General features: G+C 48.1%; 19 protein-coding genes. 15 read left to right on the top strand and 4 right to left on the bottom strand.

The window, feature by feature from the left end:
- The first annotated feature begins 10 nt into the window (after positions 1 to 10).
- The 5 genes from gatA to rsgA all read left to right on the top strand — a co-directional run bounded on the left by gatA (position 11) and on the right by rsgA (position 5,640).
- Positions 11 to 1,462 (top strand): Asp-tRNA(Asn)/Glu-tRNA(Gln) amidotransferase subunit GatA, encoded by a 1,452-nt coding sequence (gatA, locus tag H591_RS0101470; protein ID WP_022965165.1) that lies wholly within the window; start codon positions 11 to 13, stop codon positions 1,460 to 1,462.
- A gap of 11 nt (positions 1,463 to 1,473) precedes the next feature.
- Positions 1,474 to 2,919 carry an Asp-tRNA(Asn)/Glu-tRNA(Gln) amidotransferase subunit GatB gene (gene gatB / locus H591_RS0101475; protein WP_022965166.1) on the top strand — a complete coding sequence of 482 codons (1,446 nt, stop codon included), beginning with the start codon at positions 1,474 to 1,476 and terminating at the stop codon, positions 2,917 to 2,919.
- A gap of 76 nt (positions 2,920 to 2,995) precedes the next feature.
- Positions 2,996 to 3,358: a septal ring lytic transglycosylase RlpA family protein gene (locus tag H591_RS0101480; RefSeq protein ID WP_022965167.1), complete on the top strand. Its 363-nt coding sequence runs from the start codon at positions 2,996 to 2,998 to the stop codon at positions 3,356 to 3,358.
- 85 nt (positions 3,359 to 3,443) lie between these two features.
- Entirely contained in the window at positions 3,444 to 4,544 is a 1,101-nt protein-coding gene (locus tag H591_RS0101485; protein ID WP_022965168.1) for a calcium/sodium antiporter, read from the top strand.
- A 64-nt stretch (positions 4,545 to 4,608) separates the two neighbouring features.
- Positions 4,609 to 5,640 (top strand): small ribosomal subunit biogenesis GTPase RsgA, encoded by a 1,032-nt coding sequence (rsgA, locus tag H591_RS0101490; protein WP_022965169.1) that lies wholly within the window; start codon positions 4,609 to 4,611, stop codon positions 5,638 to 5,640.
- 46 nt (positions 5,641 to 5,686) lie between these two features.
- Here rsgA and motB read toward each other — a convergent pair whose 3' ends face one another.
- Both motB and motA read right to left on the bottom strand, forming a co-directional pair.
- A complete protein-coding gene (gene motB / locus H591_RS0101495) occupies positions 5,687 to 6,667 on the bottom strand; it encodes a flagellar motor protein MotB (protein WP_022965170.1) in 981 nt (326 codons plus the stop codon).
- A 5-nt stretch (positions 6,668 to 6,672) separates the two neighbouring features.
- Positions 6,673 to 7,524 carry a flagellar motor stator protein MotA gene (gene motA / locus H591_RS0101500; RefSeq protein ID WP_022965171.1) on the bottom strand — a complete coding sequence of 284 codons (852 nt, stop codon included), beginning with the start codon at positions 7,522 to 7,524 and terminating at the stop codon, positions 6,673 to 6,675.
- A 112-nt stretch (positions 7,525 to 7,636) separates the two neighbouring features.
- Between motA and H591_RS0101505 the strand changes: the two genes are divergently transcribed.
- From H591_RS0101505 to H591_RS14590, 9 genes are all read left to right on the top strand, one after another.
- A complete protein-coding gene (locus H591_RS0101505) occupies positions 7,637 to 9,166 on the top strand; it encodes an HDOD domain-containing protein (protein WP_022965172.1) in 1,530 nt (509 codons plus the stop codon).
- 129 nt (positions 9,167 to 9,295) lie between these two features.
- Complete coding sequence (gene asd, locus H591_RS0101510) at positions 9,296 to 10,153, top strand: archaetidylserine decarboxylase (RefSeq protein WP_028244099.1); 858 nt, start codon at positions 9,296 to 9,298, stop codon at positions 10,151 to 10,153.
- 102 nt (positions 10,154 to 10,255) lie between these two features.
- Positions 10,256 to 12,061, top strand: a complete 1,806-nt coding sequence (locus H591_RS0101515; protein WP_022965174.1) for a hypothetical protein — start codon at positions 10,256 to 10,258, stop codon at positions 12,059 to 12,061.
- Positions 12,062 to 12,119: 58 nt separating this feature from the next.
- Entirely contained in the window at positions 12,120 to 14,189 is a 2,070-nt protein-coding gene (locus tag H591_RS0101520; RefSeq protein WP_028244100.1) for an EAL domain-containing protein, read from the top strand.
- 212 nt (positions 14,190 to 14,401) lie between these two features.
- Positions 14,402 to 15,400, top strand: a complete 999-nt coding sequence (gene dusB, locus H591_RS0101530; protein ID WP_022965177.1) for a tRNA dihydrouridine synthase DusB — start codon at positions 14,402 to 14,404, stop codon at positions 15,398 to 15,400.
- A gap of 53 nt (positions 15,401 to 15,453) precedes the next feature.
- Entirely contained in the window at positions 15,454 to 15,711 is a 258-nt protein-coding gene (gene fis / locus H591_RS14585; RefSeq protein WP_022965178.1) for a DNA-binding transcriptional regulator Fis, read from the top strand.
- A gap of 66 nt (positions 15,712 to 15,777) precedes the next feature.
- Entirely contained in the window at positions 15,778 to 17,385 is a 1,608-nt protein-coding gene (purH, locus tag H591_RS0101540) for a bifunctional phosphoribosylaminoimidazolecarboxamide formyltransferase/IMP cyclohydrolase (protein WP_022965179.1), read from the top strand.
- A 24-nt stretch (positions 17,386 to 17,409) separates the two neighbouring features.
- Positions 17,410 to 18,696 (top strand): phosphoribosylamine--glycine ligase, encoded by a 1,287-nt coding sequence (gene purD / locus H591_RS0101545; RefSeq protein ID WP_022965180.1) that lies wholly within the window; start codon positions 17,410 to 17,412, stop codon positions 18,694 to 18,696.
- 80 nt (positions 18,697 to 18,776) lie between these two features.
- Complete coding sequence (locus H591_RS14590; protein ID WP_022965181.1) at positions 18,777 to 21,149, top strand: response regulator; 2,373 nt, start codon at positions 18,777 to 18,779, stop codon at positions 21,147 to 21,149.
- An 11-nt stretch (positions 21,150 to 21,160) separates the two neighbouring features.
- Here the strand turns inward: H591_RS14590 and H591_RS0101555 are convergent, their stop codons facing one another.
- Complete coding sequence (locus H591_RS0101555; RefSeq protein ID WP_022965182.1) at positions 21,161 to 22,039, bottom strand: DMT family transporter; 879 nt, start codon at positions 22,037 to 22,039, stop codon at positions 21,161 to 21,163.
- Between the two features lie 191 nt (positions 22,040 to 22,230).
- On the opposite strand from H591_RS0101555, the gene H591_RS0101560 reads away from it, so the two are divergent.
- Positions 22,231 to 22,641, top strand: coding sequence for a bacteriohemerythrin (locus tag H591_RS0101560; RefSeq protein WP_022965183.1), 411 nt, complete (start codon positions 22,231 to 22,233; stop codon positions 22,639 to 22,641).
- A gap of 23 nt (positions 22,642 to 22,664) precedes the next feature.
- Here H591_RS0101560 and H591_RS0101565 read toward each other — a convergent pair whose 3' ends face one another.
- Positions 22,665 to 23,381 (bottom strand): tRNA-uridine aminocarboxypropyltransferase, encoded by a 717-nt coding sequence (locus H591_RS0101565; protein ID WP_022965184.1) that lies wholly within the window; start codon positions 23,379 to 23,381, stop codon positions 22,665 to 22,667.
- Between the last annotated feature and the right edge of the window lie 154 nt (positions 23,382 to 23,535).

Genomic DNA, 23,535 nt, shown 5'->3' on the forward strand with positions numbered 1-23,535 from the left:
CTCCATCGTCATGCATCAACTTACACTGACTGATATTTCTAAGGCGCTCGCGGCCAAGCAGTTTTCCGCACGCGAGTTGACCACGCATTTACTTGCACGAATTGAACAGCTTGATCCGCAGCTCAATAGTTTTATTACTGTTAGCAAAGAGTCTGCATTGCAGCAAGCTGACGCAGCAGATGAGTTACGCAGCAGCGGCATCAATGCGCCGCTGCTGGGGCTGCCCATTGCGCACAAAGATTTGTTTTGTACTGAAGGGGTTCGCACCAGCTGTGCGTCAAAAACCCTCGACAACTTTATTGCACCTTACACCGCAACAGTGGTTGATAAGCTCAACAAAGTGGGCTGCATCAGCTTAGGCAAGCTGAATATGGACGAGTTCGCCATGGGCTCTTCTGGTGAAACCAGCTTCTACGGCCCAAGTAAAAACCCATGGGATACTCAGCGCATCCCCGGCGGTTCATCCAGCGGCAGCGCCGTAGCGGTAGCAGCACGCTTAGTCCCAGCCAGCACTGGCAGCGATAGCGGCGGCTCAATTCGCCAGCCAGCAGCATTCACTGGCTTAACCGGCATCAAACCAACCTACGGCCGTATCTCACGCTGGGGCATGACTGCCTACGCATCGAGTTTTGACCAAGCTGGTTTTTTAGCTCACAACGCTGAAGATTGCGCGATGCTATTACAGGCCACTGCAGGCTTTGATGAGCGCGATTCAACCAGCGCACAACAACAGGTTGATGACTATGCCGCAGCCTTAAGCCTGCCACTGCAAGGTTTGCGCATTGGTTTGCCGAAAGAATATTTCAGCAGCGACCTCGACAGCCGCATTGGCGATGTCGTCAACAACAGTATTGAGCAACTAAAACAGCTTGGTGCCACCTTTGTCGATATCAGCTTACCCAGCCTGCCACACGCCGTATCAGCCTACTATGTGATTGCCTCTGCAGAAGCCTCGACCAACTTAGCGCGCTTTGATGGCGTGCGCTTTGGCCACCGCTGCGAGAACCCACAGAACCTTGAAGACCTGTACTTGCGCTCGCGCGATGAAGCCTTTGGCAAAGAAGTCAAACGCCGCATCATGATTGGTACTTACGCGCTGTCGACCGGTTACTACGATGCTTACTATTTAAAAGCACAGAAAATTCGCCGCTTAATCAAAAATGATTTTGTGAGCGCCTTTAAAGATGTCGATCTGATTTTAGGCCCAACCACACCAAACTTACCTTGGTTAATCGGCAGCAAAATCGATGACCCTGTGGCCGCGTATTTAGAAGATATTTATACGGTACCCGCCAACCTTGCAGGGATTCCCGGCCTCTCTATGCCTGCTGGCATGATTGATGGCTTACCGGTCGGCGTACAGCTACTCGCACCGTACTTCCAAGAAGCACGTTTACTGCAAGTTGCACATCAATTTCAACAACATACTGATTGGCACGCTCGCACGCCAGCCGGATTCTGAGGACGACTCACATGCAATGGGAAACCGTGATCGGGCTGGAAATCCACGCACAGCTCGCAACTAACACCAAAATCTTTTCAGGTAGCGCCACCGCATTCGGTGCCGAGCCCAACAGTCATGCCAGTCTGATTGACTTAGCAATGCCTGGCACCTTGCCGGTGCTCAACGCTGCAGCAGTACGTATGGCCTGTATGTTTGGTTTAGCAGTTGATGCGCATATCGCTGAATACAATATTTTTGCTCGCAAAAACTACTTCTACCCTGACCTACCAAAAGGCTACCAAACCAGTCAAATGGATGATCCGATTGTGGGTCTTGGCCATCTGGATATAGCTCTCGACGACGGTAGCATTAAGCGCGTGAATATCACTCGTGCGCACCTTGAAGAAGATGCCGGCAAAAGCTTACACGAAGACTTTAGCGGCATGACCGGCATCGACCTCAACCGTGCCGGCACCCCACTACTGGAAATCGTTTCTGAGCCAGAACTGAGCAACGCCAAAGAAGCGGTGGCCTATGCCAAAGCCATTCACACCTTAGTGCGTTACTTAAACATCTGTGACGGCAACATGGCCGAAGGCTCGTTCCGCTGCGACTGTAACGTGTCGGTACGCCCTAAAGGCCAAACCAAATTGGGTACGCGCACCGAAATCAAAAACGTTAACTCCTTTCGCTTTATCGAGCGCGCCATCAATCATGAGATTCAACGCCAAATTGAATTGATTGAAGATGGCGGCAAAGTCACGCAAGAAACCCGTCTGTACGATCCTAACAAAGATGAAACGCGCTCCATGCGCAGCAAAGAAGAAGCCAACGACTACCGTTACTTCCCTTGCCCTGATTTGTTACCGGTGCATATTCCACGAGAGATGCTTGAGGAACTGCGCACTCATCTGCCGGAACTGCCAACACAAAAGCGCGAGCGTTTCGAAAAAGATTTTGGCTTATCCACTTACGACGCCAGCGTTTTATCCGCCAGCCGTGAAATGGCCAATTACTTTGAAGTCGTCGAAAAAACCTGTGCCGACGCTAAATTAGCGACTAACTGGGTAATGGGCGAACTGTCGAGCTTACTCAACAAAGAAAATCTCGATATCACCCAGTCACCGGTCAGCGCAGAGCAACTTGGCGGCATGCTGGTGCGCATTAAAGACAACACCATTTCCGGTAAGATCGCGAAAATGGTATTTGAAGCAATGGCAGCAGGCGAAGGCGACGCTGATCAAATTATTGAACAACGTGGTTTGAAACAGGTCACAGACAGCGGCGCTATCGAAGCCATGCTCGATGAAGTGCTCGCCACCAATGCTGAGCAAGTCGAACAATACCGCGCCAGCGATGAAAATAAGCGCGGAAAAATGTTTGGCTTCTTTGTTGGTCAAGCCATGCGCGCATCAAAAGGCAAAGCTAACCCGCAGCAGGTCAATGAGTTACTCAAGCAAAAGCTTGATCAGTAACCCGTGATACACACCAAGCTGACGGGCAACCTCAGCTTGGTGTTGCGCTCACCAATCTCTGTTCAAGGAATATCTCATGCGTCTGTATTTTCTCTTTGCTGCTCTCGTTTTACTGAGCGCCTGCTCATCGCAGCGTACAAGCCAAGACGCTGGTGTCAGTGGTCAAGCATCCTGGTATGGAGCAAAACACCACGGCAGAAAAACGGCTAGCGGTGAACGCTTTAATCAAAATGCCCTGACTGCCGCACACCGCACTCTGCCTTTTGGCACACAGGTCAAAGTGACCAACACACTCAACAATAAAAGCGTCACCGTGCGCATCAATGATCGAGGCCCTTACAGCAAAGGTCGTATCATTGATCTATCACGCGCTGCCGCAGCAAAAATCGATATGATAAAGCAAGGCGTAGCCCCTGTACGCGTGCAGGTTCAGTATTAAAAAGGCACTGAACTTTGCATCACGTTGGCGCTTATAATCTGCTACTCTACATCCAATTTAACAGCATAGCGTTCGGAGCAATTTGATGTCCCTCCTGGTATTTATTTATTTAATCGGCGGTTTTGTTCTTCTAGTGATAGGTGCCGAAGTTTTGGTGCGTGGCGCGGCGCGTTTAGCTGCACGCTTCGGTATTTCACCACTGATCATCGGCCTAACCGTGGTGGCTTTCGGTACCAGCGCGCCTGAGATGGCTGTCAGCACCCAGTCCGCCTTTCTTGGCCAAGGCGATATTGCCATTGGCAACGTGATTGGCAGCAATATTTTTAACGTGCTGTTTATTCTTGGCTTATCGGCATTAATCACCCCGCTACTGGTGTCGCGCCAACTGGTGCGTTTAGATGTGCCGATTATGATTGCCGCAGGCTTTCTGGCGTGGTTCTTAGCGATGGATGGCAGCTACAGCCGCCTTGATGGTTTTATTTTATTTACCTGTATTATCAGCTACACCAGTTACTTAATTATCAGCAGCCTCAAGGCATGGAAAGCCGGAAAAGCCTTAGAGATTGATGACGAGTACAGCTCTCAAGTCAACCCTCACCGCTTTGCTTGGTTAATTAACAGCGCTTACATTTTAGCTGGCTTAGTTTTACTAGTGGCAGGCTCAAATTTACTGGTCAGCGGCGCTGTCAGCTTAGCGCAAGCATTAGGCTTATCTGAGCTGGTGATTGGTTTAACAATTATTGCGGTGGGCACATCCCTACCCGAGTTAGCCACGTCACTGATTGCCGCATGGAAAGGCGAGCGCGATATTGCTGTAGGTAATATTGTCGGTAGCAATCTATTCAACTTGCTGGCTGTACTTGGTTTAGCCGGCTTAGTCTCGCCGCAGAGCATTGCCGTTGCCAGTAGCGCAATTGCTTTCGACTTCCCGGTGATGCTCGCTGTGATGGTGGCTTGCTTGCCAATTTTCTTTGCTGGTTACCGTATCAACCGCTGGGAGGGCGCTTTATTTTTAGGCTACTACATCGCCTACACCGCATACTTGATTATGCAAAGTAATGGCGAGGATTTTGCAACAACCTTCGCCAACGCCATGATTGGCTACGTTGTTCCCTTAACAGCCATTACTTTATTTGTTATTGCTGCACGCGCTTGGCGTATCCAGCGCGGCGTCACCATAGACTGACAAACGTTGCGCGGCTTATTTTGTTAAGCCCGCCTATTTAAGCGCTTCACCCGATGAGTGTTATATGGCCAAACGTACATTAAATCGCCGCCAAGGCTGGCGCGTTAATAAAATCCAAGACGAACGCCTTGCCCGCGCTGCTAAACGCGAAGAGCGCACTCTCGAGGAACTGGAAGGTGGCGACTTAGGCGTAGAGCAACACGGCCTAATCATTGCCCACTTCGGTGTCCAGGTAGAAGTGGAGGCTGAAGCGCCTGAAATTGCCGGACAAACCTATCGCTGCTACTTACGCGCCAACTTACCCGCACTCGTCACTGGCGACCGCGTGGTATGGCGTCCGGGCAATCAAGGTCTTGGCGTGATCGTCGCGCAACTGCCGCGTCACAGTGAGCTGCGCCGCCCGGATTCACGCGGGCAACTCAAGCCCGTTGCGGCTAACGTTGACTTGATCGTGATTGTTTTTGCACCACTACCAGAGCCGCATGCCAACTTAATTGACCGCTATATCATTGCTGCCGAGCATGCTGGTATTAAGCCGTTATTGCTGCTCAACAAAACGGATTTACTCGACCCAAGCGGTAGCTCTCGAGTCCATAGCTTACTGGAAACGTATCACAACCTCGGCTACCCACTGCTTGAGGTCTCAGCTTATTCCGGCGATGGTTTAGCTAAGCTGCAAGAACAGCTTAATGATCAAGTCAGCGTATTTGTCGGCCAGTCTGGCGTGGGAAAATCCTCTCTGGTCAACCGCTTACTGCCTGATACAGACACCAGGGTTGGTCCACTGTCGGAATTAACCGGCAAAGGCACGCACACCACCACCACTGCACGTCTGTTTCACTTCCCCGCCGGCGGCCAACTGATTGACTCACCAGGTATTCGTGAATTTGGCTTAGGTCACGTTAGTGTTGCGGATGTTGAAGCAGGCTTTATTGAGTTCCAAGAACACCTAGGCCATTGCCGCTTTCGTAACTGCAGTCATGAGCATGAACCAGGTTGCGCCCTATTAGCTGCTGTAGAAGCAGGTAAAATCGCGCCACAGCGCTTAGCCAGCTTTAAGCATATTGTTAGCGGCATCAATAACGAACATCATTAACAAATAGTGCGACTTTGCGAGATAACTCAGTAAAGTCGCATACCTGCTAATCGCTTACTTCATCAAACTGTAAAACGCCCTTCTCAAAGACATTGAGTTTTTCTCGCACCGGCTTACTTGAGGTGGCTTTTCCAGACTCTGCATCGCTAGCGCCTTCTTCAGCAGGCGCTAGCTCCACTTCTGGCTCGCCCTCAATCGCATGCAAAGCACGTTTAGTTAACACCAAAATATCAATTCGCCGATTACTTGGGCTGTACGGATCAGCGCGATCAAACAAAGCAGAGGAAGCATAACCTGCTACTCGAGCTATTTTCTCTTCATCTAAACCACCGGCACGCAATGCTCTGCGCGCCGCATTAGCGCGACTGCTCGACAATTCCCAGTTACCAAAACCGCTATTTCCTGCATAAGGTTTCGCATCTGTATGCCCGCCCACGCTGATCTTGTTAGGAACTGCGCGAATGGTATCTGCCATTAAATACAGAATATCTTCAAAGTAAGGTTGTAAACGAGCACTACCTAAATCAAACATTGGTCGATTAGCTGCATCCGTGATTTGAATGCGCAAGCCATCACGCGATACATCCATTAGAATTTGTTCTTTATAGGGGCGTAATTCGACATCTTCATTAATTTTGCGCTGCAGTTCAATCAATAAAATATCTAAACGCTCGCGTTCTAGCTGCTCGTATAGCTGCTCTGCTTGCAATTCATTAAGCGGTTGCTGCCCGGGAGTAATTTGCTCATTAAGCTCTGGATTTAAGGTTTTATCGGGAGCGGGGGTTGGCGTACCACCTAAGTCAATCACATAAGGGCTAGCACTTTCTGAAAAGCCAATTGGATCTTGAAAGTAACCAGAAATAGCTTTTTTCTGTTCAGGGGTCGCTGATGACATCAACCACATCACCAAGAAAAACGCCATCATCGCGACAGCAAAGTCAGCAAATGCAATTTTCCATGCGCCACCATGGTGGCCAGCGGCAATTTTCTTAACGCGCTTAACAATGATAGGTTGATTGTTATCCATGAATATTAGCCGCCTCGCACAGCCTGCTCCAACTCAACAAATGTTGGTCGATGCGCGCCATATAAAACCTTACGACCAAACTCCACTGCTAAACTGGGTGGCATACCTGATGCCGATGCCACTAAGGTCGCCTTAATTGCCTCATACAAATTAAGTTCTTCTTTCGCATCATGAGCCAAGCTTGTCGCAAGAGGACCAAAGAAACCATACGCTGCTAAAATACCTAAAAAGGTACCCACGAGTGCAGCGCCAACGTGCTGACCTAAAGCAGACTGCTCCGCCTCACCGAGCATCGACATCGTCACCACGATACCCAATACAGCGGCCACGATACCAAATCCTGGCAAACCATCGGCAATACTGGTAACGGCATGCCCCGGGTGATCAAGGTCTTCTTTTAAGCTGGTCAATTCCATATCAAACAGACCTTCAAATTCGTGCGGCGCCATATTACCGGTCGACATAATTCGCAAGTAATCACATACAAACTCAGTCATACGCTGATCTTTAAGCAAGGCCGGGTATTTACTAAAAATCGGGCTAGCTGCAGGATCCTCGATATCAGCTTCAATAGACATCATGCCTTCACGACGACTCTTATTGAGCACCTCGTAAAGCATCTTCAGTACATCCAAGTAAAGCGTCTTGGTAAAACGGTTACTGAACATGCTCAGTGATTTTTTAAACACCTGCATAAAGGTGCTGCTCGGGTTAGCCTGTAAGAAAGCACCCAGTGCTGCACCACCAATAATCAACACCTCAAAAGGCTGAATAATGGCGGCAATTTTTCCATGCGATAAGACGTATCCCGATAAGACACTCGCAAAAACGACAATTATTCCAATTATTTTTACCATAAGAAAGGCCGTACTCACTCTAAAACCACGCAAAGAATAACAGCCTTTGCAAATATTGGTTACTATGCTGTTATTAACACCCTGCGAGGGTCAGTCTACAGGCTGAATATTTATGTCCAATATTGTACCTCAAAACATTACTTTAAATCAGTGGATAACGCGCCTCGACAATACGCGCCTGCCTGTCTACAAAACCCATCGTTTACAAGCCCTGCAAGCCTTGCAAAGCCCTAGCAAGTCTTTACGCGATATTGCCCAAGTGATTAGCCAAGCACCAACCATCGCTTTTATTATCATTCGCGAAGCAAACCGTGGCCACAGCACGCTCTCCGAACCCGTACAAACCCTTGAAAACGCGTTATCACGCTTAGGCTTAGAACGCTGCAGCAATCTGCTTAAAAGCCTCCAAGATGACCAAGAAACAAACATTCCTTTACCACTACGCCAAGTATGGCTGCTCGGCCAGCATTTAAATATTCAAGCTGTTGGTTTATTTACTACCCGCATGGCTCGATTATGGCAAGAGATCCACTGGGGCAGCCTGTTGTTTTTATCGCCCACTTGGCCTTTACTCACGCGGCACCCTGAGTTATTTGTCGAATGGGAGCGTCGCGTCCTCGGTGATAATGAGCCCGCAGCAACTGTGGAGCGCGAGTTAATCGGCATGCCTCTAACAGCGCTTTGCCTAGGCCTAGCAGAGCATTGGAAACTGCCACATTGGATTATTGAAGGCTACCGCTTACTTAACGACAATCCACAGCAACTTGTACGCGCACTGCATATCGCTCGACATACCGACCAACCTTTGCAGCAACAACAGAAGCTTGATCAGCTTCCGATGCTCAACAACTGGCTCAATCGACCCGCTAACACACTGATCTTTACCTGCGGTCTAGTAATGGCAGCTCACAACTCATGGGGTAGTGAACAATGTTTACGCTGGCAACGCTTACTGAGCCTGTACTTAAAACAAGAACTTGCTAGCGTGCAGCAAACCACGCATCAACTTGCAGTTGAACACGCTCGCCTACAGCGCAATCATGACCTTTGGCAGCCGGCCCAGGCGCTACTTTGGCCATGGGAAACGCAGCGTTTGCGACAGCCTGTTGCTAAGCTTAGCGCCACACCACCTACCAGCGAAGATTTAACTCAATGGCGCACCCACTGTGCAGAGTTACTGCGCTCACCATCGCCTTTCAGCAATACGGTACAAATCACGCAACGACTAAGCCAAGCCCTGCAAGCCTGCGGCATGCGCAGAGTCTGCATTATGTTGCTAGACCCAACAGCACAACACGCTCAAGTCAGCCATCTGCACGGTATTAAAACCGAAAAAATACCACGTACTTTTGCACTAGAGAACAATGCCGTGCTTACACATCTATTGAAACAGTCCACACTTTTGATCATCACAGAACAGAATGCTCAGCGCTTAAACCCTCATATACCCGCAGAACTGCGTGCTTTATTCTCGCAAACAAGCTGGGCACTCGCCTCAGTATCAAATAGTCGTCGAGTAGTGATGCTCATCGCTGCCGACCAATCCGCCACAGACTTACACCCTCTGGCCTTGCAAGGCTTTAAAAAAACCTTGGAATGCATTGGACGCGCGCTTGTAGTGTTTAGCTCACGCAAGATCTAGCCGCTTTACAGAGAAAGTGTGCGCACATACATGGAGTTACCGTGCATTCAGCCACGTTACTGATTAGTATGTGCTCTTTGCAATTCCACTTATTACATAATCAACAACAAAAAGGTTCGTCACATGGATATTAAGCAGCGAGTATTTATTTTTTTCCAATATGTCCTGCCTCACCACACACTGTCACGTCTAATTGGGCGTCTAGCCGAATGTCAAACACCCTGGTTTAAAAACCGTCTCATTACCTGGTTCATCAACAAATACCAAGTAAATATGAGCGAAGCACAGCTTGAAGACCCAAGTGCCTACCAACATTTTAACGACTTTTTTACTCGAGCCCTCAAACTTGGCGCACGTCCACTAGATGAGACTGCAAATGCGGTCTTAAGCCCTGCTGATGGTGCAATCAGTCAACTTGGCACGATTGAGCATGGTCGTATTTTTCAGGCCAAAGGCCATAGCTTTAGCTTATTAGAGTTGCTAGGCGGCAATGCTCAACAAGCAGCTCCCTTCATGGGCGGTAGTTTTGCCACTGTTTATCTTTCACCAAAAGACTACCATCGCGTACACATGCCGCTCACTGGCACGCTTCGTGAAATGATCTATATTCCGGGTCGTCTGTTCTCGGTCAATCAAACGACTGCAGAAGCAGTTCCAGAACTGTTTGCACGTAATGAGCGAGTAGCATGTATCTTTGACACTGAACGCGGCCCTATGGCTGTGGTCTTAGTGGGTGCAATGATTGTTGCCAGCATTGAAACCGTATGGGAAGGCGTCATTACACCGCCGCTTCGACAGTTACGTCGTTTTGATTATTCCGATGCAAGCAGACAGACGATCACTTTAGAGAAAGGTGCTGAGCTAGGACGCTTCAAGCTAGGTTCAACCGCCATTATTCTGTTTGCTGAAAATCACGTTGCTTGGGACAGCCAGTTGGCAGAAACCAGCCCTGTAAAGATGGGTCAACGTCTCGGTTTAGAAATTTAGCTTTAGCTATATTAGCCAATAGCAATACACAGGTAGCATACTGCCATTCACATACACTGCTACAATCACATACATTGAAACCGATTTAAATTGGAATGACTCATGGATACACAGTATAGAAAATCACCGCTACGTACCCCCGTACCAGAGTTGACTGTACTGTCCTTCTGCAAGCCAGCAACTCGCGAGCTAAAAGCCTGGATCCAAAATCTACCCAAAGCGAATATTGGTGAAACAGCTCGCCAGCTCTATCAGTCCCTGATTGAGCTAAATAATTTTAAAACAACGGCAGACAACCGTATTCAATTACTTGAATTATTGCGTCCAGAAGTTTTCTTCGTTACTTCTCAGCTCGAAAAACACTTTCTAAATAATTCAGTCATGCTAGATGAGCGTGCTAAAAAAGTAGCTAATTTATGCCAAGCGCTACAAAATCATTTAAGTGTTGGCTACAAGCTCTCAATTGCAGACACCTTCCAGCAACGCAGCTCAATACTGGCTTTAGCTTTACAGCGCACAATGCACAGTTTATTTGCGTCACTGGTTCGCTCATCTCAACTATTCTACCCAACGCCGCCTAACTTATGGTTTGAAGTGCACCAAGTGTACTTACTTGCACGCAAACATAACCTGCATACAGTTGCGATCCGTGACACTTTACTTAACGATATCAGCGAGCAAAGTGTAGAAGCCGCTTATAGCTGTGCATTGTTACTCAGCTGCTCACGAATCAATCAAATGCGACAAAGTGACATTGCAATCTTAGCCAATGCATTACCAAGCTGGTGTCACTTAGCCGCAATACAAAATGCTGACTTGCCTAGCAGCTTATTTGTGGTCAATTTACACAGTGATACGCCTCCTCGCTACAAAGAGCTTATGGCAGAAACAAGTGGTCAAGCCTTATTAGGCTTCGATACACAAAATCTTGCAGCAGCACTAATCGAGCATCAGCAGGCAGATGAAAACAAGAAAGGAAAACTCGGGATTACTGTGCCTGACAACATGCCCAGCACGCTCTTAGCGCAGCTATGCAGTGCTTGGGGCAATATTGCTAAACGTGATTTTCAACGCATCAATAGCAAAGGAGTGCTGGATATTTGTTTGGGTATGAGCGCTGTGCATTACTACCTCGCCAATCAACAACCTTTTGAGAAAACCATAAAATCTCAACAATCAGCCATAGTTGAATACCAAACAGATAACAGCACCCCAGATATTTGGGCGAACGCAATTGATGCTGATACAACATTCGAGAGTGATCCGTTACAAACCGACTTAATCGAATACGAACCCCAATCAAAAACAGAGTTCGAGACCGAATATCAAGACGCTCTGCTCGATACTGATGCCTCTCCTGCTCTCTACCCCGTATACAAACTTTCTATTGTTAACCACAGCCCGGGCGGCTATTGCTTAGCATTAAGTAATGAGGTGCCGGCACAACTGCAAGCAGGTGAAATTATTGCTTTGCGTGAAACGAAAGGAAAACCTTGGGTTACCGCAGTTATTCGCTGGATTCGTCAAGCGGCCTCGAACACCACGCAAATTGGCATTGAACTGATTGCTCCCAATGCTCAGCCATGCGGCTTACAGCTTTTGCGCTCGAGCGGTCAACCAAGCAATTTCTTACGCGCTTTACTCGTTCCAGAAATACCTGCTCTATCGCGTCCAGCCAGCGTGATCGCACCACGCGTGCCGTTTCAAGAAAGCCATAAAGTTGCAATCAACCAATACGGTAAAGAACTTAAAGCAGTTTTAACAAAACGCTCCATCCATACAGGTAGCGTCAGTCAATTTGAGTATCGCTTGACCACGCCAACACAAGCTGTGGACGAGCGCACAACATCAACAGGCAGTGATCTACCGCGCACTGAAGACTTTGACTCGCTCTGGAAGTCATTGTAGATTCTCTGGCATTCATTTTTGCTTTAAATATGTGCCTAATTGCACTCTGATGGTATTTATGGTTACTGATAGAAAAACGATTCGCTTGCTTATTCTAGAAGACTCGCAAAATGAGGCTGAACGCATTGTTAGCCTCTTTCGCAATGCTGGTCATGCAACTCGAGTGCACCGCATCACATCTTTAGACGACCTTAATGATGCCTTAAAGAGCACTTGGGACTTATGTATTGCCGCGCACAATAGTTCAAATCTAACCCCGCAGGCAGCCTTGCAGACTATTCAGCGAACGGCTCGTGACATTTCTTTTATTCAAATCATCGAAAATAATTCAGCAGATTTGCGCACAGAAATGCTAGAGCTCGGCGTGCAAGATGCGGTTCCACGAAATGAAGACGAACTACTCGTACTCGTAGCTAAACGCGAACTTGCCAACTTAGAGGAACGCCGAGAGCGCCGGTCTGCAGAAGTTGCTTTACGCGAAGCAGAAAAACGTTGTCAATTACTACTGGATAGTTCTGTCGATGCCATCGCCTACGTACATGATGGCATGCATGTGTACGCAAATCGCACCTACCTACAGCTCTTTGGTTATGCTGACCACGATGAAATGGAAGGCATGCCGATGATCGACTTAATCGCGGCACAGGACCAAGCAAGCTTTAAAGATTTCTTAAAACATTATCGCAGCGAAGAAGGTAATGCAGACTTAACCTGCACCGGCGTTACCGCAACCAATGACAACTTCAAAGCCAGTATCAGTTTCTCTCCCGCGCATTACGACGGTGAGCCTTGTGTACAGGTTGTTATACGCGTTGCACATGACAACGCCGAGCTAGAAGAAAAGTTACGAGAAATCAGCAGTCAAGATATTGTGACTGGCTTATACAATCGTCAACACTTCTTAGAGTTACTCGATAACGCTGCAGAGCGCGTCGTGAAAGTCGGTCAACCTTCTAGTGTCGCCTATATTAAAGTTGATCATTATCCTGCTTTACAATCTGATCTGGGCATTGCCGGAATTGATTTACTGCTGGCTGATATTGCAAATATATTACGCCAGCAACTCAGCCAGAGCTCACAAATTGCACGTTTTGCCGATGACGTATTTACCGTACTGACGCCAAACGTTACACCTGAGCAAAGCCAGGACGAATTGCTGGCATTAATGAAAAAGGTAGAAACACAGCTATTTGATATCAACGGACGGACTGCGCAAACAAGTCTGACTATTGGTGTCGCGGGCCTGAATGAAAAAACCTCAAAAGCTGCCGATGTATTAAAACGTGCACATGATTGCGCAGATGAAACAACGCAAATAAACACTTTAAAAATCTATAACCCTGCTGATGAAATCGCTGCAGCTGCAAGCCGTGGCGACGTCATTGCGATGCTGCAGCAAGCACTTGAAAACAACAGCTTTAAGCTACTGTTCCAGCCTATTATTAGCTTGCGCGGTGATAAAGATGAACTGTATGAAGTGCTGCTACGCTTAACCAGCCCACAGGGCGAAGAAGTTCCTCCTAGCGACTTTATCAACGCAGCAATAGCTGCAGGCTTCGCAGAGAAGATTGATCGCTGGGTATTACTCAACTCCATTAAGCTATTAACCGAACACCGCAGCAAAGGCCATCAAACACGCTTTTTTATCCATTTATCTAGCGCCAGTATTCAAGACCCAAGCCTGCTACCTTGGTTAAGTGTTGCACTCAAAGCGTCACGCTTGCCTGCTGACTCAATCATTTTGCAAATACGCGAAACAGATGCCGTTGCCTATTTAAGCCAAGCCAAACAACTGGCCAAAGGCTTACATGACCTACATTGCCAAGTCGCTCTAGGTCAGTTTGGTTGCACACTCAACCCATTCAATACGCTCAAACATCTTGATATTGATTTTGTGAAGATCGATGGATCCTTCACCAAAGAGCTCTCAGTGCCAGAAAACCAAGAGGCTTTAAAAGAAACTTTAGCGGCCCTGCATGCTCAAGCAAAACAAAGTATTGTGCCTTTTGTTGAAAGCGCTAGCGTGCTATCAGTTCTTTGGCAAGCTGGGGTCAACTATATCCAAGGCCATTACTTACAAGGCCCGAGCCAAGCCATGAACTATGATTTCTCCTCTGGAGACGAGTAATGCAGCTGTGCCTAAGTGCTCTCTATGGGCGGTTAGGCACAGCTTACTCTCTTGATGCTATTGCCTTAAAACAACCGCAACCTAGCGCAGCTTTGTAACATATTCATAGCAACAGACTGCTTGTGACTTTATCCTGCGCTTCAGAGCAGGTATCATGAGCGCACTCCAATTCACCCCCCCCTCACTTAAGCAGCGCGCAGGCTGGAAAGTCCATGTCGACGGTTCGTATTGGTTCCTACACATTAGCTAACAACCTGATTCTTGCCCCTATGGCAGGGGTTACTGATCGACCACAGCGACAATTATGTGCACGCTTTGGTGCAGGCCTTACCGTATCTGAAATGCTTACCAGTGATACACGCCTGTGGTCGAGCCGTAAATCCAGCTTACGCTTATTGACGGATACTGATCCGGAGCCACGCTCGGTGCAAATAGCTGGCGCTGATGCACAGATGCTCGCAGAGGCCGCACGCCAATGTATTGAGCTTGGCGCACAGATTATTGATATCAATATGGGCTGCCCAGCAAAAAAAGTCTGTAATAAAGCCGCAGGCTCTGCACTGCTGAAAGACGAGCCGCTGGTCGCTGAAATCTTACAAGCGGTACGCGCTGCGGTTGATATACCGGTCACCTTAAAAATCCGCACGGGCTGGGACCGCGACCACAAAAATGGTGCGACGATTGCACACATTGCTGAAGATTCGGGTATCAATGCGCTTGCGGTACATGGCCGCACACGTGCAGACCGCTACAATGGCGACGCTGAATACGATACTATTGCACTCATTAAGCAAACTGTATCAATCCCAGTGTTTGCCAATGGTGATATTGATAGCCCGTTAAAAGCACAACAGGTACTCCAACATACAGGAGCCGACGGCTTATTGATTGGTCGTGCGGCGCAAGGGCGTCCTTGGATTTTCAATGAAATCAATCATTTCTTGAAAACTGGCGAGCACTTACCCGCAATCGAATTAGCGATGCTCGAGTTGATTTTACTCGAGCACATCGAGCTCTTACACGAATTTTACGGACAACCGATGGGTGTACGTATTGCTAGAAAACATACGCACTGGTATTTAGCAAAACTGCCTGAGGCGCAACAATTTCGTACAACGTTTAATCAGCTTGACTGTGAAAATGCACAAAAAGATCAGATTCAGATGTTCTTTAATCATCTTCGCGCACTCGGCTTAAAAGACGCTGCATAAACCTAAAGATAAAGACGTTCAGCCATGAGATATTTACCGTGACAAAAAATACTATGCCGCTTGCAACTCTACACAGCACAGAGAACTTAACATTACGCGCTTGCGTTGAAAAAACTCTGCATGATTACTTTGCCCACTTAGATGGCGCACACGTTAATGATGTTTACAATTTAGTGCTAAGCGAAGTTGAAGCGCCTTTATTTGCCTCGGTGATGCAGCATGTCCAGGGTAACCAAACTCGCGCCTCAGAAATGCTCGGTTTAAACCGTGGCACGCTGCGTAAAAAACTCAAACAGTACAATCTTCTTTAAAATATAACGCTGCCAGCCTCAGCAAAGAGGCTTTCTGCAGCTTGCCGTTTACAGCTAGGAAATCTAATGACTGACCACACTTCAAAAACGCCTATTCGTCGCGCTTTAATCAGTGTTTCTGATAAAACAGGTATTGTTGAATTTGCCCAAGCGCTAGACGCCTTAGGCGTAGAGATTTTATCGACAGGCGGCACTTTTAAACTACTTAAAGAGAATGCCATCCCAGCGATCGAAGTGGCGGACTACACCGGCTTTGCAGAGATGATGGATGGTCGGGTAAAAACCCTGCATCCAAAAATCCACGGTGGCATTCTTGGTCGTCGCGACATTGATGCAGCGGTCATGGCTGAACACGGCATCAAGCCAATTGATTTAGTCGCGGTTAACCTCTACCCGTTTGCCGCCACAGTCGCCAAACCAGGTTGCACACTGCCTGACGCGATTGAAAACATTGATATCGGCGGACCTACCATGGTGCGCAGCGCAGCGAAGAATCATAAAGATGTCGCAATTGTGGTCAATGCTGGCGACTACGCTGATATTCTTGAAAGTCTAAAAGCAGGCGGCTTAAGCTACGCGCAGCGTTTCAGCTTAGCCCTGAAAGCTTTTGAGCATACCGCCGCCTACGACGGTATGATCGCTAACTATTTAGGCACGATTGATCAGTCTGCGGAAACCCTTAGCACGCAGCAACGCACAACTTTCCCGAAGACCTTCAATACCCAGTTTATTAAAGCGCAAGACATGCGCTACGGTGAGAACCCGCACCAAAGTGCCGCGTTTTACACCGAAGTTCATCCACAAGAAGCCAGCGTTGCCAGCGCTGTGCAGTTGCAAGGTAAAGAGTTGTCGTTTAACAACGTTGCTGATACCGACGCAGCACTTGAGTGCGTGAAAAGCTTTGTCAAACCCGCCTGCGTGATTGTGAAACACGCCAACCCTTGCGGTGTAGCCGTTGCCACTGACGAAGAAGGCGGCATCCGTAAGGCTTATGACTTAGCTTACGCCACCGACAGCGAATCAGCCTTTGGCGGAATTATTGCGTTTAACCGCGAGCTGGACGCTGCGACTGCGCAAGCCATTGTTGACCGTCAGTTTGTTGAAGTGATTATTGCCCCAAGCATCAGCCAAGCGGCACGTGATGTGGTGGCGAGCAAAGCCAACGTACGCTTACTCGAGTGCGGTCAGTGGCCAGCTGAGCGCAGTGCTGACTGGGACTTCAAACGCGTCAATGGCGGTTTATTAGTACAAAGCCGTGACATTCAGATGATCACTGCTGCAGACCTCAAAGTCGTGTCGCGCCGCGCACCGACTGAGCAAGAAATCCACGATTTAATCTTTGCTTGGAAAGTCGCTAAGTTCGTTAAATCCAACGCGATTATCTATGCGAAAAACCGTCAGACTATCGGTGTTGGCGCAGGTCAAATGAGCCGTGTTAACTCAGCACGCATTGCTGCAATTAAAGCTGAACAGGCTGGTTTAGAAGTGGCTGGTGCGGTGATGGCCTCTGATGCGTTCTTCCCTTTCCGCGACGGTTTAGATAACGCTGCGAAAGTGGGTATTCGTGCAGTGATTCAGCCAGGCGGCTCAATGCGTGACGCTGAAGTGATTGCTGCAGCCGATGAAGCCGACATTGCTATGGTGTTTACCGGCATGCGTCACTTCCGCCATTAATTGCTCTTTAAAGGACCGTTTTCTATGAATATTTTAATTATCGGTAATGGCGGACGCGAACACGCATTGGCTTGGAAGGTTGCGCAAGATCCACGCGTACAGAAAATCTTTATTGCTCCAGGCAATGCCGGTAGCGCCACAGAAGCCAAGTGCGAAAACGTCGCCATTGATGTATTAGCCATTGATCAATTGGCTGATTTTGCCGAGCAAAACAATGTTGCGTTAACTATTGTCGGCCCAGAAGCGCCTTTGGTTGCCGGTGTGGTTGATACCTTCCGTCTGCGGAATCTCGACATCTATGGTCCAACCGCCGCTGCCGCGCAACTGGAAGGCTCAAAAGCTTTCACTAAAGATTTCTTAGCGCGCCACGACATTCCAACCGGTCGCTATGCCAACTTCACTGAAGTTGAGCCAGCTTTGGCTTACTTGCGTGAGCAAGGTGCGCCGATTGTGATTAAAGCCGATGGTTTAGCCGCAGGAAAAGGCGTGATTGTCGCCATGACTTTGCCAGAAGCCGAAGCAGCGGTGATTGATATGCTGGCCGGCAATGCTTTTGGTGATGCGGGTTCACGTGTGGTCATCGAAGAGTTTTTAGACGGTGAAGAAGCCAGTTTTATTGTCATGGTCGATGGTGAAAACGTTTTACCCATGGCCACCAGCCAAGATCATAAACGCGTGGGCGATGGCGACACTGGGCCCAATACCGGGGGCATGGGTGCTTACTCTCCTGCCCCTGTTGTCACCGACGCCGTGCATCAGCGGGTGCTGGATGAAATCATTTATCCAACCGTGCGCGGCATGGCGGCTGAAGGCAATGTGTACACCGGCTTTTTATATGCTGGACTGATGATTGATAAAGATGGCACGCCAAAAATCATTGAGTACAACTGCCGTTTTGGCGACCCTGAAACTCAGCCAATTTTATTGCGTTTAGAGTCAAGCCTAGTGCTGCTGATTGAAGCTGCGCTGGCTAAAGCACTAGACAAGGTGGAAGCGCAATGGGATCCACGTCCAAGCTTGGGCGTCGTGATTGCCTCCGGCGGTTACCCGGCCGACTACAGCGCTGGTCATGAGATTAAAGGCTTAGATGCCGCCGCGCAGTTAGAGGGCAAAGTGTTCCACGCTGGCAGCAGTCTCAAAGACGGTAAAATCATCAACACCGGTGGTCGTGTACTGTGCGCTACAGCAATGGGTGACAGCGTTGCCGAGGCCCAAGCCAATGCGTATAAACTGGCTGAAAAAATCAGCTGGGAAGGTAGTTTTTACCGTAAAGATATTGGCTATCGCGCCATTGCTCGTGAGCAGCAATAACAGTTAGCCAGCACTAAGGCTCTTCATGGTCACAAGCCCATGGAGAGCCTTTCAGCACAACTGAGGCGCTAAGTACTGACGTGAATCCTATTCGCCTAACCGCCGCCTTACTCGCCAGCTTAATGTTTGGCTGGTTATTTATGCTGATCAGCGTACCGCGCTATTACGGTCTACTGTTCAATATTGATAACATCTCCGAACTTGGTTTTTTAACTCAGCAGTACTTCAGTGATCTATCGGTCAGCACGCAACACCCTCTACTCGTTGGTATGTTGTTGGGTTCCACGCTAACCACCATTTCTTACAACCTTATTCGCTATATTTACGCACGCTTTACTAGCAATTTACTCTTGGCCATTGCTTTGAGTGTTCTGCTGCTATTCTTGTTTTTTTTAGCCAGCATATCAGCCGCACCCACCTCTTTTTACGTCAATTTTAGCAGCGATTTTATTTATGCGCCGATTGTCTTGTGCATGCTGTTTATACATAGCATGTGCTTAGACTGCATCCCCAAACACACCAATTCCAAACGCCTCAGACAACAAATAACTTGGCACATGAAGCTACTCTGCATAGCCGGCGTGGCGTTATTACTGTTAAAAGCCAGCTATGCACACTTGCTCACTTATTGCTTACTGATTAGCTCTGCAGTTTATATTCTAGGCGCTCTCTTTTTGTCATGGCAGAACAAGTACCGTCCTGCCCGCACCTTACTGATTGGCTTCCTGATCTTATTTATTGCGCTGATTGCTGTCTGGCCAGCTTTTACCAATGAGTCATTTATTTCGCCAACCATGGCTATTATCACAGCACTCATTGCTGTGCCCTTGGCAGGCTTTATTCTTAGCGCGGGACTGAGCGAAAGTCATTATGCGCAGTGGGTTAAACATTCAAACCAATCCCAGCAATACGTTACTGAGCAGGCAGAGCAACGTGCGAAGTCGGAGCTGTTAGCAAAAATCAGCCATGAGATTCGCACCCCATTAAGCGGGGTATTAGGCATGGCCACCCTGCTGTTAGACACGCCACTGTCGAGTAAACAACGTGATTATGCACAAACACTGCAAGGTTCAGGCAATGAACTGCTATCGCTAATTAACGAGATACTGGATATCTCGCGTCTTGAATCAAAAGAAATTGTCCTAGGTGACTCAGAGTTTAATTTAGCCAGTCTGTTACACGAATGCACTCAAGCTTTTGAACATACTGCTCGAGAGCAGCAGGTTGAGTTTGCCGTATTTTTACAACCCCAAGCGCCCGAGACATTAATCGGTGATCCTGTGCGCTTGCGACAAATCCTGCTGAGTATCCTCAAAAATGCTTTCCAACGCACTCAGCAAGGAGAAGTGATCCTTAGTGTGACTGTCGAAAATAACGCCAATAACTCACAACTCTTGTTTAGCGTGCAAGATAATGGCAATCCTTTAAGTGACGAAGAACGTCATACCCTCAGCACTGCGCAACTGCACAGTAAAGATTTACTCAGCGCTTCTTTTATTGGTGGCAATCTAGGCATTATTATTGCCAACCAACTCTTGAGGCTGATGGGTGGCAGCTTAAAAATTCAACCTATGGGCTGTGGTAATCAATTTACTTTTAGCATTCCATTTAGCCTTGCCGATACAGCACCAACATCGAGCAAAGATGATGCCGTGCTACATAACAAAAAAATCCTCATCATTGACAGCAACACACTTTATCAAAAGGTTTTAGCGCAACAATGTAGCGAGTGGGGCTTGCAAGTTTCTACGCGCTCATCCAGCACTGACGCCATGGCTTATTTGCGTAATCAAGCACACCAAGGGCAAAGTTTTGCAGCTATTTTAATCAGTGAAAACAGCAATAAAACCAAAGCGATTGAGTTCGCTGTGCGCCTCAAAGAAGACCCTCTTCTAGCTAAAGACACGACCCTGATTATGCTGACCAGCAGCAGTGATACTGACCCTGTTATCACACGCAATGCAGGCATTGCTTATGTGCTCATGAAGCCCATCAGCGGCTCAACTTTAAAAACGACTTTACTGCGGGCTCTCGATCGCCAAGCGCCAAGCAGTCAAGCCCAGCAGCAACTGAGCAGCAAACATATTCTGATTGTCGAAGACAACTTGATTTCAGTAAAAGTCATCAGCGGTTTACTGCACACTTTAGGTGCAACAGTCGAAGTGGCAGCCAATGGCCAAATCGCCTTAGCAATGATGCAGAAAGACACCTTTGATTTAGTGCTGATGGACTGCGAAATGCCGATCATGGATGGTTTTACTGCGACCCAACAACGCCGTGAATACGAAGCCAGTCATGGGCTCAAGCGCTTGCCGATTTTCGCCCTATCGGCACACGTACTGCCAGAACATAAGTTGCGAGTGGTGCAATCGGGGATGGATGGTCATTTAGCTAAACCCATAGAGCTGACGAAGCTGCAAGATCTGCTCAAAGGCCTCACCTCACAGCATTAGACAGTTTAGACCTATTGCTCATCTGTAGCTGTATGGTGCTGTAAATAGGCCACAGTTAGACCACTACAACTGATCACCAAAACGCCCAGCAACGACAACGTATCAGGCACATGGCCAAACACCAGATAGCCAATCAGACCCGCAAAAATAATTTGCATGTAGGTAAAGGGGGCCAAAGTTGCCGCGCTAGAATATTTTAACGCCACAGTTAATAACATGTGCGCTGTCATCGCGAGCAACCCCAGCACTAGGATAAAAACCCAATCAATCGTTGGCAGCGCTAAAGTATATTGGCCGGGCAATAGCATGGTTAGAACTAATGCGCCAAATAGTCCTGATAAAAAATTACTCGTCACCGCATGATCAGTACTGGCTAAGCGGCGGGTAATCAATTGATAGACGGCAAAACAAAATGAAGCGCTCATCGGCAATAAAATGGCCGGAGTAAACAACGCGCCTCCCGGCCGAACAATCAGCAGCACCCCTAAGAAGCCAACACTCACCGCCAGCCACTGCCCTTTGGTAATTTTTTCGTGCAGGAAGACTGCCGATAATACCGTCACAATCAAGGGTGCTAAAAACATCACCGCGGTGGCTTCACCGAGGGGGATATAGCGCAAGCCACCAATAAATAGCACGCTGATGCTCAACAAGCTTAGTGCGCGCAATAGTTGTAGCAGAGGGCGTCGAGTACGCACGATAGCCCAACGCATCTTTGGGAAAAACAGTAAGAACATCACCACACTTTGCACTGTATAACGCGCCCAAATAACCATCACCAAAGGATATAAATGGGTTAAATGCTTAGACACGCCATCGTGAGTTGCCAATAAGCTGCCGGCACAAAGAATCAATAAAATACCGTACAGCGGTTTTTGCTGGGTTGTCATTTAGATCTGCTTTCAAATTAGTTAGCCTGCTAACTATATAGCAAAATAGCTAAAAAATCTTGATTACCACTCATCACAAGGCAAACACACACAGCAGCAGCAGACATTCTATTGACCAGCGTCAACGCTTAAGTGTGCGAGTTATCGCTATATAGAGGCCATTATAAAAACAACAGAAAGAGAGAATCGCAATGCTTTTTATGCCATGGGGTGAGCACTTAGAAATTGGTATCGCTGAAATTGATGAGCAGCACCGCTGGTTGGTCGATACCACCAACAGCTTGCATGCATTGCTCAGCACAGGGGACGCTCAAGCTGCAGAACTGGGTGTTATTTTAGAGCAACTGATGGACTACACCATGAATCACTTTATTGTCGAAGAAGAGATATTTGATCGCTTGGGTTACCCAGAAAGTGACGCGCACAAGGCCCAGCACAATATCTTTTGCGAGAAAGTGATGGATTTACTCACCCGTCACGACATGGGTGAAACCGTGGGTGTAGAGGCGTTAAATCTATTAAAAAGCTGGCTCACCAACCATATTGTCAAAGTTGACAAGCAATACGTGGAGCACTTTCGCGCTGCAGGTATTGCTGTTTAATCAAAAAACTTAACAACCACTATTTATAAAGCAGTACCGTTGTGCAGCGCGTGTTGCTCCGCCACGGATGGGGGTTTGCGCCCAGCTAAATAATGCCGACTAAAGCGCGCAAACCACTGCTCCAAGGCTTGCGCTGCAGCCACGTCAGCAGCCAAATGCAAACACAGCGCGGTCACTTCAGCAGTACACAAATGTTCTTCTCGGGTTGAGCGACGCAAGCGATAACGGGAAATATCATCTGGCTGCAAACTCAACACCGGCAAATGCGCAAGATAAGCGGATTTACGAAACATTTTGCGCGCTTCCGTCCAAGTCCCATCAAGCACCACAAATAATGGACGCTTGCCCGCGGCTTGCAGTTCCGCCTGCGGTACATCACGCACCACCCGCTCGACCGGCACATACTCATCAGGAAACACCACGTAGGGCTGCCATTGCGGGTCGGCCAAGAGTGCGAGGATATTTTCATCAATCTCGGTACGTGACCAGCTAAAGGCAAAAGTATCTGGCACTACATCAGCAATCAGCCAGCCGGTATTGGTCGGTTTTAACGGCTCAGCATCGTACATCAGCAAGCACACTGCGCTGTGCGCCGTCACTTTAGGCTGCCAAGCACACATGCAGTATTGAATACCGACGCGACAGCGCGGGCAGCGGACTAAATGCGCTCCACGGGCTAAGAAGGGCTTTTGACTGCGCGCCAATCGTTGATCACGCAAACGCGATACTGCGTGCGGCATAACTTAATGTCTCAAAAACAGAAGACGCGCAGTTTAGCAGATTTAGCCTCCAATCTAAGCGCTGCTTAGCAATCTCTAGCTGGTGCTTGGTTTGTCTAGTCAGCTTGAATCACTGTAACGCTTGCCAGCCAAGCAATGGTTTAGCACACTGTTA

The organism is Denitrificimonas caeni DSM 24390 (assembly GCF_000421765.1).
In the GTDB taxonomy this organism is placed as follows: domain Bacteria; phylum Pseudomonadota; class Gammaproteobacteria; order Pseudomonadales; family Pseudomonadaceae; genus Denitrificimonas; species Denitrificimonas caeni.

Excerpts from the sequence above, each read along its gene's own strand:
- H591_RS0101560 (WP_022965183.1), top strand. The coding sequence starts at position 22,231 with ATGCTTTTTATGCCATGGGGTGAGCACTTAGAAATTGGTATCGCTGAA.
- purD (WP_022965180.1), top strand. The coding sequence starts at position 17,410 with ATGAATATTTTAATTATCGGTAATGGCGGACGCGAACACGCATTGGCT.
- H591_RS0101485 (WP_022965168.1), top strand. The coding sequence starts at position 3,444 with ATGTCCCTCCTGGTATTTATTTATTTAATCGGCGGTTTTGTTCTTCTA.
- dusB (WP_022965177.1), top strand. The coding sequence starts at position 14,402 with ATGTCGACGGTTCGTATTGGTTCCTACACATTAGCTAACAACCTGATT.
- gatB (WP_022965166.1), top strand. The coding sequence starts at position 1,474 with ATGCAATGGGAAACCGTGATCGGGCTGGAAATCCACGCACAGCTCGCA.
- motB (WP_022965170.1), bottom strand. The coding sequence starts at position 6,667 with ATGGATAACAATCAACCTATCATTGTTAAGCGCGTTAAGAAAATTGCC.
- gatA (WP_022965165.1), top strand. The coding sequence starts at position 11 with ATGCATCAACTTACACTGACTGATATTTCTAAGGCGCTCGCGGCCAAG.
- motA (WP_022965171.1), bottom strand. The coding sequence starts at position 7,524 with ATGGTAAAAATAATTGGAATAATTGTCGTTTTTGCGAGTGTCTTATCG.
- H591_RS0101480 (WP_022965167.1), top strand. The coding sequence starts at position 2,996 with ATGCGTCTGTATTTTCTCTTTGCTGCTCTCGTTTTACTGAGCGCCTGC.
- H591_RS0101565 (WP_022965184.1), bottom strand. The coding sequence starts at position 23,381 with ATGCCGCACGCAGTATCGCGTTTGCGTGATCAACGATTGGCGCGCAGT.
- H591_RS0101555 (WP_022965182.1), bottom strand. The coding sequence starts at position 22,039 with ATGACAACCCAGCAAAAACCGCTGTACGGTATTTTATTGATTCTTTGT.
- H591_RS0101505 (WP_022965172.1), top strand. The coding sequence starts at position 7,637 with ATGTCCAATATTGTACCTCAAAACATTACTTTAAATCAGTGGATAACG.
- H591_RS0101515 (WP_022965174.1), top strand. The coding sequence starts at position 10,256 with ATGGATACACAGTATAGAAAATCACCGCTACGTACCCCCGTACCAGAG.
- rsgA (WP_022965169.1), top strand. The coding sequence starts at position 4,609 with ATGGCCAAACGTACATTAAATCGCCGCCAAGGCTGGCGCGTTAATAAA.
- fis (WP_022965178.1), top strand. The coding sequence starts at position 15,454 with ATGCCGCTTGCAACTCTACACAGCACAGAGAACTTAACATTACGCGCT.
- H591_RS0101520 (WP_028244100.1), top strand. The coding sequence starts at position 12,120 with ATGGTTACTGATAGAAAAACGATTCGCTTGCTTATTCTAGAAGACTCG.
- purH (WP_022965179.1), top strand. The coding sequence starts at position 15,778 with ATGACTGACCACACTTCAAAAACGCCTATTCGTCGCGCTTTAATCAGT.